Origin of the sequence: Pseudomonas sp. 18058, assembly GCF_902706155.1 — a bacterium.
Classification (GTDB): Bacteria; Pseudomonadota; Gammaproteobacteria; order Pseudomonadales; family Pseudomonadaceae; genus Aquipseudomonas; species Aquipseudomonas rustica.
In genome coordinates, this window is sequence record NZ_CACSJY010000006.1 from 60,603 (window position 1) to 72,734 (window position 12,132).

9 protein-coding genes are annotated in these 12,132 nt (G+C 59.2%); 6 read left to right on the top strand and 3 right to left on the bottom strand.

Translation table 11 applies throughout. From position 1 onward, the window contains the following. The first annotated feature begins 254 nt into the window (after positions 1-254). A complete protein-coding gene (locus GVL50_RS05025; RefSeq protein ID WP_159811970.1) occupies positions 255-1,268 on the top strand; it encodes an ABC transporter substrate-binding protein in 1,014 nt (337 codons plus the stop codon). Between the two features lie 151 nt (positions 1,269-1,419). Here GVL50_RS05025 and GVL50_RS05030 read toward each other — a convergent pair whose 3' ends face one another. Beyond that, positions 1,420-2,340, bottom strand: a complete 921-nt coding sequence (locus tag GVL50_RS05030; RefSeq protein ID WP_053116485.1) for a LysR family transcriptional regulator — start codon at positions 2,338-2,340, stop codon at positions 1,420-1,422. A gap of 181 nt (positions 2,341-2,521) precedes the next feature. Between GVL50_RS05030 and GVL50_RS05035 the strand changes: the two genes are divergently transcribed. Next, on the top strand, positions 2,522-3,430 hold the full coding sequence (locus GVL50_RS05035; RefSeq protein ID WP_095113908.1) for a TauD/TfdA family dioxygenase: 909 nt from the start codon (positions 2,522-2,524) through the stop codon (positions 3,428-3,430). Positions 3,431-3,623: 193 nt separating this feature from the next. Here the strand turns inward: GVL50_RS05035 and GVL50_RS05040 are convergent, their stop codons facing one another. Continuing rightward, complete coding sequence (locus tag GVL50_RS05040) at positions 3,624-5,240, bottom strand: alkaline phosphatase family protein (RefSeq protein ID WP_159811971.1); 1,617 nt, start codon at positions 5,238-5,240, stop codon at positions 3,624-3,626. Positions 5,241-5,430: 190 nt separating this feature from the next. Then, complete coding sequence (locus GVL50_RS05045; RefSeq protein ID WP_159811972.1) at positions 5,431-6,375, bottom strand: LysR family transcriptional regulator; 945 nt, start codon at positions 6,373-6,375, stop codon at positions 5,431-5,433. Positions 6,376-6,540: 165 nt separating this feature from the next. Between GVL50_RS05045 and GVL50_RS05050 the strand changes: the two genes are divergently transcribed. The 4 genes from GVL50_RS05050 to GVL50_RS05065 all read left to right on the top strand — a co-directional run bounded on the left by GVL50_RS05050 (position 6,541) and on the right by GVL50_RS05065 (position 12,132). Continuing rightward, positions 6,541-8,901, top strand: a complete 2,361-nt coding sequence (locus GVL50_RS05050) for a TonB-dependent receptor (protein WP_159811973.1) — start codon at positions 6,541-6,543, stop codon at positions 8,899-8,901. A 23-nt stretch (positions 8,902-8,924) separates the two neighbouring features. Next, positions 8,925-10,268: an aryl-sulfate sulfotransferase gene (locus tag GVL50_RS05055; RefSeq protein ID WP_053116490.1), complete on the top strand. Its 1,344-nt coding sequence runs from the start codon at positions 8,925-8,927 to the stop codon at positions 10,266-10,268. A 283-nt stretch (positions 10,269-10,551) separates the two neighbouring features. After that, positions 10,552-11,361, top strand: a complete 810-nt coding sequence (locus tag GVL50_RS05060; protein WP_159811974.1) for an energy transducer TonB — start codon at positions 10,552-10,554, stop codon at positions 11,359-11,361. A gap of 45 nt (positions 11,362-11,406) precedes the next feature. Continuing rightward, positions 11,407-12,132 carry a MotA/TolQ/ExbB proton channel family protein gene (locus GVL50_RS05065; RefSeq protein ID WP_053116492.1) on the top strand — a complete coding sequence of 242 codons (726 nt, stop codon included), beginning with the start codon at positions 11,407-11,409 and terminating at the stop codon, positions 12,130-12,132.

Genomic DNA, 12,132 nt, shown 5'->3' on the forward strand with positions numbered 1-12,132 from the left:
AAAAATGATCTAACAATATTCAAATCAATACTAATTGGAGATAAGCCAGACCATTTAAGGCCTCCAGCCCACACGCATCCAATGCATTCGAAGAATATTTTCGATGCTGTTAATGCATACGCCGCTGCAAGCCCCGGCGTTGTTCGCTTAGCGTTAAAAGCTATAAAAATGTGCTTTTATAGTATTTAAGCGTAGGTGCTGCTTCGCCCTACTTTCGGCTCCTTAACGCCTGTATTGATCAAGGAGCCGCACCCATGAACCTTCCTTTCAAACGTGTCATCAGCCTGTTTGCCGCCCCGGCGCTGGCGGGTTTTCTCACGCTGACGGCGCAGGCCGATGAGCTGAAGGAAATCCGCATCGCCGTGCCTGACCTGAGCGCCGGCACTCAACACAGTGGCGGCGGTGTGGTCGACGTGCTGCGTGATCAGCAAATTTTTGAAAAGGCGTTCGCCGATCAGGGCATCAAGATTCAGTGGAATTTCTTCAAGGGTGCGGGGCCAGTGATCAATGAGGCGTTTGCCAATGGTCAGGTTGATCTGGCGTATCTCGGGGATCTGGCGGCGATCATTGGCAAGTCCAACGGCCTCGATACGCGGCTGCTAAATGCCGGTGCGCGTGGGGTGAAGCAGTATCTCGGCGTGGTGCCGGGTTCCGGGATCAAGACCTTGCAGGATCTGAAGGGCAAGCGTGTGGCGATCTTCAAGGGCACCGCGACGCAGTTGTCGTTTGACGCGGCGCTGGCCAGTCAGGGCTTGAGCGAGAAGGATCTGAAGGTCATTAACCTCGACTTCACCGGCGCGACCGCTGCACTGGCGGCGAAGCAGATTGATGCATCGTGGGGCAGTTCCGGGTTGGCGGCATTGCAAATCAAGGGCTTGGCCGAGTTGCCGTTGAACACCAAGGATTTGGGCGGGGCCGGCAGTGTGCAGTCGGTGTTGGTGGGCAGCGGCAAGTTCGTTGATGAGCATCCGGAAGCGGTGGCGAAGTTGTTAAAGGCGCAGCAGCAGGCCGTGGAGTGGCTGACGCAGGACAGCAACAAGGATGCGTACGTGCAGTTGGTGTCGGGGCTGGCGAGTTATCCGCCGGTGATCCTCACTGAAGATCTGAAAGATCAGAAATTGAGCGAAGTATTCCCGTCGACGCTGGATCCGGCGTTCCTGGGTAGCTTGCAGGACAAGGTCGATCTGGCGGCGCAGCAAAGGCTGATTCGCAAGCCGTTCAAGGTCAATGAATGGGTGGCGCCGGAGTTGGCCGCTGCGAAGCTTTAAAAGCAAAGATCGCAGCCTGCGGCAGCTCCTACAGGGGAACCGATCGTTCCCTCGCTCTGCGTGGGAATGCATCAATGGACGCTCTGCGTCCGCTTTGGGACGCGGAGCGTCCCGGGCTACATTCCCACGCAGAGCGTGGGAACGATCCTCTTCAAACAGCGACGCGATGTTCCTCTCGATCCACCGCCACCAGCGTCTCAATCATCGCCCGCGCCGCCGGCGACAGCCGAAACCCGGTACGGCTGACAATCCCGCAGCGCGCATTCATGCTCTCCAGGTTCTGCGGCAAATTGCGCCAGTGCAGCAGCACCAGCGAACCTTTGGCAATGTCCTCGACAAACGCCTCTTCCGTACCGACGCCAATCGCATTCGATTGCAGCACCACTTTCACCAGCGCCGGAAAATGCTCGGTCTCGATGGTCGGCGAAAAATCGATCCTGCCGCTGAGATTCGCCAGCAATTTACGAATGCCCGGCGGGATCCGCGTGGTCGCCAACGGGTAGTCGAACATGTCGTTGGTCGACAGGCTTTCCTTGGCCAATAGCGGATGTCCCGGACGGCAAAAAAACACTCCGCGTTTCGGTGTCAGGGCTTGCGTCTGAAAGTTCGGATCCGCCTCGAAATGACGAATGTCGGCGATGAAAAATTCGATCTCTTCACGGCTCAGCGCGCGGCTGAGTTTTTCCCAGTTATCCACTTGAAAACAGGTGCGCACTTTCGGGTGCGCATTGATGAATTGCGCCACTGCATCCGGCACCAGTTTCACCGCCGGCGCCGGGCCGCAACCGAAGTGCACTTCGCCGGCATCGAGCTTGGTCATCTGCGTCACTTCCGCGCTGAGCATCGCCGCGCCTTGTACCAGGCTCAGGGCGTGTTGCAGCACCACTTGGCCCTCGGGGGTGGGGCGTAAATCCTTGTTGCCGCGATCCACCAGCACGCAGCCGAACTCCTGCTCCAGCCCTTGAATGCTGCGGCTGAACGCCGGTTGAGTGATGCCCATCGCGTCCGCCGCACGGACAAAACTGCGGTGTTCGTTGAGGGCGATGAAGTAGCGCAACTGGCGAAGATCCATATGCTTTTCCGGCATCCTAAAAATAGCTCGAAGGCATTTGCGACGAGGGTTGCTAGAGGTTTTAAATGCAAGCTCTTATTCCGTCAACGAAGCATGTGAATATCTATTAGATGTAAATGGAATATAGATAGAGCAATGTTTCGCTGCCGCCCAACCGTAAGCAGTCGATGAGGGTCTACCCATGAGCAATGCCGCACTCGCAGTAAAACCCGCTGTCCACGCGCTGGAAATTCACCCGGTGGCCGGTCGTATCGGCGCCGAGATTCGTGGCGTGCACTTGTCCGGTGAACTGGACGCCGCCACCGTCGAAGCCATTCAACAGGCACTGGTTCAGTACAAAGTCGTGTTCTTCCGCGAACAGACTCAGCTCGACGATCAGCGTCAGGAAGCCTTTGCTCATTTGCTCGGCGAACCGGTGGCGCACCCGACCGTGCCGTCCCGTGAAGGCACGCGTTATCTGCTCGAACTGGACGGCGCTGAAGGTCAGCGCGCCAACTCCTGGCACACCGACGTGACCTTCGTCGACGCCTATCCGAAAGCCTCGATCCTGCGCTCGGTGGTGGCCCCGGCCTTCGGTGGCGACACCCTGTGGGCCAACACCGCGACGGCATACAACGGCTTGCCGACCGAGCTGCGCGAACTGGCCGATAAACTGGTCGCCGTGCACAGCAACGAGTACGACTACGCCAGTGCGAAACCGGACGTGTCGGCAGAGAAGCTGGAGCGCTATCGCAAGGTTTTCACATCGACTGTTTACGAGACTGAGCACCCGGTGGTGCGCGTGCACCCGATCAGCGGCGAGAAGAGCTTGTTGTTGGGGCATTTCGTTAAACGCATCAAAGGTTACTCGCAGGCCGATTCGGCGCATTTGTTTGGGCTTTTGCAGAGCCATGTGATTCGTCAGGAAAACACTGTGCGCTGGCGCTGGAAGGCGGGTGATGTGGCGATCTGGGATAACCGTTCGACGCAGCATTATGCGATTGATGATTACGGGACTCAGGATCGGGTGGTGCGTCGGGTGACGTTGAAGGGTGAGGTGCCGGTGGGGGCGAACGGGCAGCGTAGCCAGACCATTAAAGGGCGTGATTGAAGATCAAGAGCCCCTCCAGCCCTCTCCCGGAGGGAGAGGGAGCTGACCGAGTTGTCTTTCGGGGTGCATCGACCTGAACCGCCTTATCGATTATGGATTCGGTGAAGCGTGATCAGGTCGGTGAACCTCTGAAATATCCCCCATTCAGTCCCCTCTCCCTCCGGGAGGGGGTTAGGGTGAGGGGCTCTCCCAGCTACCAAACCCCAATATGAACAACCTTCTCACTCTGCGGCTCACCATACCGAAACCGCTGGCCACGCCCATCAATCTCCTGATGACTGATCGTCGTGCGCCGCTTCAACCCCCGCACCCACTCAAACAAATACCCCGCATGCTCCTCGCGCACCGCCGCGAATTCCGGATCCTCGCCCAAATCACGCAGCTCCTGCGGATCATTCAGCAAATCAAACAACTGCGGCCGAAAGCCGTCGTACGCCAGGTATTTCCAGCGTTCGCTGCGCACCATGGTCATGCGGCAACGATCGATCGGCTGGCCCAGTCGCTCCCGCGCAGGCGCCTGAAATGCGTAGTCGTATTCGCTGATCGCATAGCGGCGCCAGTCCGGATTTTCACCGTGCAGAAGCGGGATCAACGAACGCCCCTCAAGTCGATGCTCTGCCGCCGGCAATCCCAGCGCTTGAAGAAACGTCGGCAACGCATCAATGGTTTCTGCCAGCCGATGATCCACCGTGCCGCGCGTGACATCCGCCGCCGCCCGAGGGTCGCGCACGATCAGTGGTACGCCCACCGCCTGCTCCAGCAAAAACTCCTTCTCGCCGAGCCAGTGATCGCCCAGAAAGTCGCCGTGATCGCTGGTGAACACGATCAACGTGTCATCCCAACGGCGATTGCTCTGCAGAAAATCGAACAGTCGCCCGAGTTGATCATCGACTTGCTTGACCAGGCCCATGTACGTGGGGATTACAGTCAATCGTACTGAATCGCGGGAGAAGTTGAGGCTTTCCTCATGCTGGCGAAAGGCAGTGTATACGGGGTGTTTGCTGGCTTCGGAGGGCGTCGCGCGGATCGGTTCGAGAATCGATTTCGTACTGTACAAGGCGTGGTACGGCGCCGGTACGATGTACGGCCAGTGCGGTTTGATATAGGAAAGGTGTAAACACCACGATTTCTCGCCTTGCTCGGTGATGAAGTCGATGGCTCGATTTGTAGTGTAGACAGTCTCTGAGTGCTGCTCGGGAATTCGTGCTGGCAATTTCGAATGACGCATTTGCCAGCCGCTGAGGATTTCGCCGTTGTCGCCTTCGGCGGCGTTGGCCCAGTCGTGCCAGGGATTTTTGCCGTCGAAGCCCTGTTCACGCAGGTAATGGGTGTAGGGCGCAGATTCGCGTTTGTCATCGAACAGCGGATCGTCGGGATAGATGCCGTCGTGGCGCATGTACGGTTCGAAACCGACTTCGTTGAGAATTTCGGCTTGCTCGCTCTCGGGGTTGATCGCCAGACGTTGCAAGGCATCCACGTTCGCCGTTGCGTGAGTCTTGCCAACCAGTGCAGTGCGGATGCCGTGCGGGCGCAGGTAATCGCCGATCGTCAGTTCTTCCAGCGGCAGCGGCACGGCGTTCCAGGCGACTTGATGACTGCTGACGTAACGCCCGGTGTAGGCCGACATCCGCGACGGCCCGCAGATCGTGCCTTGGGTGTAGGCGCGGCTGAAACGTACGCCGGCGGCGGCGAGACGATCGATGTTCGGCGTGTGCAAATGTGGGTGGCCGTAGCAGGACAGGTAATCGCGGCGCAGTTGATCGCACATGATGTACAGCACGTTGCGCACGGGTTTTGGCGGGGTGGGCATGGGGTTAACCGGTCAGTGGGACAGGCGAGGGTTTTCGCTTTCGGTGGGGGTGTTCGGCAAGTGCATTTGGGGAATGGGGTTTATGCAGGGAGTGCATTGGTGCCTGCGCAGCAGCCTTCGCGAGCAAGCCCGCTCCCACATTTGAAATGCGTTTCTCTGTGGGAGCGGGCTTGCTCGCGGAGGCGTCCGATCAGACGGCAAGTCTATCCAGCGAACACACCTCCTCATCCACCGCATCAATCACCTTGATCTGCTCAATCATCGCCTCCGCCAACGGCGACAACCGATACCCCGCGCGGCTGACAATCCCATAGCGCGTGTACAACTCCTCCAGATCATCCGCCAAACCCTCAACCCGCAAACACACCAGCTCACCCTTGGCCTGATGCAGGGCATCCGAATACGCGCCGACAATCCCGATCGCCTCCGAACGCAGCACCACACTGAGCAGACTTGAGCTGTTTTCACACTCCACATTCGGGGTGAAATCCGGGCGGCCGCTGAGGTCGACAATCACCTTGCGCAGGTTCGGCGGGCGGATGCTCACCGCCAACGGATAACTCATCAATTGCTCGGCGGTGACTCGATCAAATTCCGCCAACGGATGCCCCGCGCGGCAGCAGAAGTGCCATTTACGCGGGCGCAACCGATGCGTCAGATAATCCGGATCCGCCTCGAAATGCCGAGTGTCCGCAACGAAGAATTCAAACTCTTCGCTCAACAAACGTTTGCTCAAACTCTGCCAATCATCGACCTGAAACTGCACCCGCGCTTTCGGGTAGCGACCGATGAAGCTGCCAATTGCGCGCGGGATCAAACCCGCCGCTGGCGCCGGCCCGCAACCGAAGCGCAATTCCCCCGCCTCCAGCCCATTGAACTGGCTGATCTCGTTGGCCATTTGCTGCGCACCACTGACCAGCCGCCGCGCGTGTTCGAGCAGCACCTGGCCCTGTTTGGTCGGCGGTAATTCCTTGCGCCCGCGATCGACCAACTGGCAGCCGACGCTGTGCTCCAGCGCCTGAATGCTACGGCTGAATGCCGACTGCGACAGGTTCACCGCCTGCGCGCCGGCGACGAAGCTGCGTTGTTCAGCCAAGGCGATGAAGTGACGAAGTTGTCGCAAGTCGATATGCATTTTTCACATAAAAAATATCCGGGAAATGCATTGGATATGCATTAGGTCGACTCCTTATAAAGGCAATCTCTTATGCAGTAAATATTTGTAAATCCATAAATAAATAACTTAAAAGAATATGCAGCGCTGAAGATGTCTGTGTGTTTTTTGACCAGGAGCCGCGCCATGAGTCCGTTGAACCTAGCGTCACCCTTAACACCACGACGGCTCAAACGCCTGCCTCTGGCCTTGTTGCTGGCAGGGAGCGCCAGTTGGACTCACAGCTACGCCGCCGAAACGGAAACCCCTACGCCGGTACCCGCAGGCAAACCGGCGGCCAACAGTTCGCAGCTGGAAACCGTGACCGTGACCACCCGCCGCCGCGAAGAAAGTTCGCAGGATGTACCGACACCAATGAGCGTGGTCAGCGGCCAGAATCTGGAGACGCAACGGGTTTACCGGATTCAGGATTTGCAGCAACTGGTGCCGAGCGTCAACGTCGCCTACATGCATGCGCGGCAGTCCAGCGTGTCGATCCGTGGTCTGGGCAACAACCCGGCGAGCGATGGTCTGGAAGGCAGCGTCGGGCTGTACATCGACAACGTGTATCTCGGCCGTCCAGGCATGGCGGTGTTCGATCTGATGGACATCGAACAGCTCGAAGTTTTGCGTGGGCCGCAGGGTACGCTGTTCGGCAAAAACACCACCGCCGGGGTGATCAACATCAGCACCCGCGCGCCGACCTTCACGCCTGAGCGCAGCATCGAAACCTCGGTCGGCGAAGACGGTTATTTCCAAACCAAAGGCACGATTTCCGGGCCGCTCAACGATGAGCTGGCCGGACGTTTTTCGGCGTATCGCACACGCAGTGACGGCGACATCAAGAACGAATACAACGGCCATGATTTGAACGGCGGCTCGCGCGATGGCTTCCGCGCCCAGTTGCTGTTCAAGCCGAATGAAGACTTCAACCTGCGCTGGATCGGCGACTACAACGAAGAGGATTCCAGTGCCGGCACCCGCGTGCTGTACGACACCGGGCCGACCATCAACGGCGTCAATCTCTATTCGGCGCGGGCAGCGGCGGCCGGGGCAACGTTGGTCAACGGCTCGCACCGCAAGGTCAATCTGGACAGCGATCAACACGTCACCGTGCATCAGGGCGGTACCTCGGTTGAAGCCAATTGGGCACTGCCGAGCGATTTCACCCTGACCTCGATCAGCTCGTACCGCTTCTGGAATTTCACCCCGAAAAATGACGATGGTCTCAACGTCGCGTCGACTTACAACGCTGGTGTTTCGGTAGAAGACAAACAGTACTCACAGGAATTTCGCTTGGCGTCGCCCAAGGGCGAGTTCTTCGATTACGTCGTCGGCGCCTACTACTTCGGCAACGATCTGGACAACAAATCCTTCGCCTATTACGGCCCGCAAGCGGACATCTGGAACGGCACGCCGGCCGGTGCGCTGGCCAACATTGGCAGCGTCGGCAACGGCCATATCAAGACCGACAGTTTTGCGCTGTTTGCCCAAGGCACCTGGCATCTGACCGAGCGCCTGGATTTCACCGCTGGTGTGCGCGGCACTTATGAAGAGAAGAACGCCTGGGTCACTCGCGATGCGCCGGTCGGTGGCGCGGCGGTGACGGGTGCAGCGGCAACGGCGCGGCGCGGTCGTGCCGGCGCCTACGATTCCGGCGATTTGAATCAGTACAGTTCCAGCCCGTCCGGTTTGCTCAACCTCAGCTATCGCATCACCGACGATGTGCTCGGTTACGCGACCGTGTCCCACGGTGAAAAATCCGGTGGCGTTAACCTCTCGGTCGGCTCTGCACCCGCCGCCGGCGCTGACTCGCTGCTGATCGGCACCGAACGCGCAAACAACGCCGAACTCGGTTTCAAAAGCACGCTGTGGGATCGTCGTTTGCAGCTCAACGCCAACGTCTTCTGGACGCAGGTCAACGCCTATCAGACCAACGCTTACGACGACGTCAACCGCGTGCAATACCTGACCAACGCTGGTTCCGTGCGCTCGCGCGGCGTCGAGTTTGAAAGCACGGTGATCCCGCTGCGTGGCCTGACCCTGAACTTCAACGGCTCCTTCAACGACGTCAGCTACCTCTCCTACAAAGACGCGCCGTGCCCGCCGGAAATCAGCCAGGCACCGGGTGCCCCAGCCTCTTGCGACCTCAGCGGTCACCAAGTGGTCGGTGCTTCGAAATGGATCGGCAACGCCAACGGCGAATACAAATGGAATCTCGATAACGGCTTCGAACCGTACGTCACCGGCAGCTATGCCTTCCGCTCGAAAGCCGTCGGCACGGTCGAGGATTCCGACTACGGGCAGATCCCGAGTTACGCGGTGGTCAACCTTTCCACCGGCCTGCGCGGCGACTTCAACCAAGGGCAGTGGGACATCTCGCTGTGGCTGAAAAACGCCTTCGACAAAACCTACTACACGACCCTGTGGACGGGCGGTAACGGCGGCTATGAAGGCCTGCTCGGCACACCGCGCACCCTCGGCGTCACCGGTCGCTACGACTTCTGATAAGTCATTCAAGGAGCTGCATCATGTTGCGCATCAAAACGGCTTTTCCGCTGTTGTTGTCCGGCGCGGTGTTTAGCGCTGGCGCCTTCGCCGCGCCGAGCGTTTACCCGACCGGCGTCACCCGTTACGACCCGGACAAAGCCTTCAATCAGTACGTGATTTTCAGCGGCGCCGACAAGCAGACGCACCTGATCGACATGAACGGCAACGAGGTCAAGAACTGGCCTCAGGCAGGTTTCCCCTCAGCGATCATCGACCCGAAACTGGTCGGCGGCGAGCGCGGGCATGTCCTGCTGCAACTGAGTGACAAGGATCCCGGCAAACTCGGTTCAGCCGGCAATGGCCTGGGCAATCAGAGCGTCGGCGAATTGGACTGGAATGGCAAAGTCGTCTGGCAGTGGGGCGACAAGGCGCCCGGTGGCGCGGCGCAGCAGCATCACGATCAACGCCGGTTGAGCAACGGCAACACCGTGGTGCTGGCGAACAAAGTGCACCCGATCAAAGGCTTCAAAGTCCCCGAGGTGATCGACGATGCGATCTATGAAGTCAGCCCCGACGGTGCGGTGAAATGGCAGTGGCTGGCGTCGGAGCATCTCAACGAATTCGGCTTCACCCCAGAGCAATTGAAACTGGTGCGCGGCAGCGAGGATGCGGACTACCTGCACATCAATAACCTCAGCGTAGTCGGCCCGAACAAGTGGTTCGATGCCGGTGACAAGCGTTTCAATCCGGACAATCTGCTGTTCGATTCGCGCAACGCCAACTTCATCGCAATCATCGAAAAAAGCAGCGGCAAAGTGGTCTGGCGTCTGGGGCCGAATCTGCCCCTGGCCAGCCCGAAAACCGCGCGGACGCTGCCACGTCCGGTCGATCAATTTGTCGGTCAGCATGACGCTCACATCATTCCGGCCGGGCTACCGGGCGCGGGCAATGTGCTGGTGTTCGATAACCAGGGTTCGGCGGGTTATCCGAACGTCACCCTCGGGCTGATTTCCGGCTCGCGAGTGTTGGAAATTGATCCGGTGAAAAACGAAATCGTCTGGCAGTACAGCGCCGCCAATTCGAAGCAACCGGGGTGGGCGTTTTACAGCTCGTTCATCAGCAGTGCGCGGCGTTTGCCCAACGGCAATACGTTGATCGATGAAGGCATGAACGGACGGTTTTTCCAGGTCACGGCCAGCGGCGAAAACGTCTGGGAATACGTCAGCCCGTACCTGGGCAAAGCCCCGGGCAGCGATGCCGTCAGCAACTGGGTGTATCGCGCGTTACCTGTGAGTTATGACTGGGTGCCGCAGGGTACGCCGCGCTCCGAAACCGCTGTGATTGCACCGGTGGTGGGCGTGCAGCAGACCAACGCCAGTCGCTAGTCGAGGCGCGCATCGGGTCTTTGTCGATGCGTTGCGCGAATACTTTCAATGCCTGAAAAGCATGCTGTTTTCACCACATGGCTACAGCCCTTATGGGCCGTGGCTTTGGTGAAAGTGATCAGCTCGTATATTCCATAAAAGCCTATGGATAACGTTAAAGATTACTTTCGGAGATAAGCGTCTAAGCCAATGATTCACCCATCGATCGCGGTGGGGGCTTCAACAAACGGCGAATCGACGGCTTGGTAAAGAGAACGCAAAAAAGACCGCAGGGAGTGAATCAATGGGCAATGTCCAGACCGCCGCCAGCGCAGAGGAATTGCTGTGGCGTCAGACGCCGAGTGGCGAACTGGTCGATCTCGGCCGGCCGCACCGTGTGCCGTTGGGGCAGCAAAGTTTGCAGCGTGCCCCCAAAGGCATCTTGAGTCGGCGCGAGGCAATCCTGCTGGGTGTGTTGGCGCTGTTGGCGCATGGCGCGGTGATCTACTGGATCAACCAGCAGCCGACGCCAACGCTGCCAATCGTGCCGCCAGAAATTCCACCGATGACCATCGAGTTTTCGCGCCCGGCTCCGCCAGCGCCACCGGTTGTCGAGCCGCCACCTCCAGCGCCTGTGGTCGAACCACCGCCGCCGGTTGAGGACGAGCTGGCCGTAAAACCACCGCCGCCGAAGCCGATTCCAAAGCCGAAACCGGTGGTTAAACAGCCACCGAAACCGGCGCCGAAAGCCGTCGAGCAACCACCGGCGCCGCCAAAACCGGCCGCCCCGGTCGCTGCGCCAGCGCCACCTGCACCACCGGCACCGGCTCCGGTAACCCCGGCCTCGGCCAACGCCGCGTACTTGAAAAACCCGGCGCCGGAATACCCGTCGCTGGCTCAGCGTCGCGGTTGGGAAGGCACGGTGTTGCTGCGCGTGCATGTGTTGGCCAGCGGCAAACCGGGTGAGATCCAGATTGCAAAAAGCAGTGGTCGGCAACAGCTCGACGATGCGGCGCTGAACGCCGTGAAACGTTGGAGTTTCGTCCCGGCCAAGCAGGGTGATGTCGCCCAGGACGGCTGGGTCAGCGTGCCCATCGATTTCAAGATTCATTAAACCGAAACCAAATTCGCGCGAAATGTTTACACGAGGGAATACATCATGACGTTACTGGCATCTCCACTGGAATCCATCGAAAGCGCGGTGATCTGGCTGCTGGTGGTTTTTTCCGTCGCCACCTGGGGCCTGGCATTGCTCAAGGCTGTGCAGTTCGGTCGTCTGAAGGCGCAGGATCGCCGTTTTCATAAACGCTTCTGGGCGGCGTCGAGTCTGGATTCCGCTGCTGAATTGAGCGAGACCCAGCCCGGTGCCGCAGCACGAGTAGCTCAAGCCGGTTACGCGGCGATTCAAGTAGGTGAGGCGCCACAGGCCACGGATTTGAGCCAGGCGATCAACCATCAGGATCGACTGGAGCGCGCGTTGCGCCAGCAGATCGTCCGTGAGCGTCGTTCGCTGGAAACCGGTCTGGCAGTGGTCGCCAGTATTGGCAGTACGTCGCCGTTCATTGGTTTGTTCGGCACGGTGTGGGGAATCATGGAAGCGTTGAAAGGCATCAGCGCGGCCGGTTCGGCGAGCCTGGAAACGGTGGCCGGGCCGATCGGTGCAGCGCTGGTTGCAACGGGTGTGGGGATCGCCGTCGCGGTACCGGCGGTGCTGGTTTACAACTACTTTTTGCGTCGTCTGAAACTGACGGCGGCGGATCTCGATGACTTCGCCCACGACTTCTACAGCCTGGCGCAAAAGAGCTCGTTCCGCGTGTTGATCCACCCGACCGCACACAAGGTTGCAGCGCAGGGCAACGCGGCAAAAGTGAAGGAGGCGTCCTGA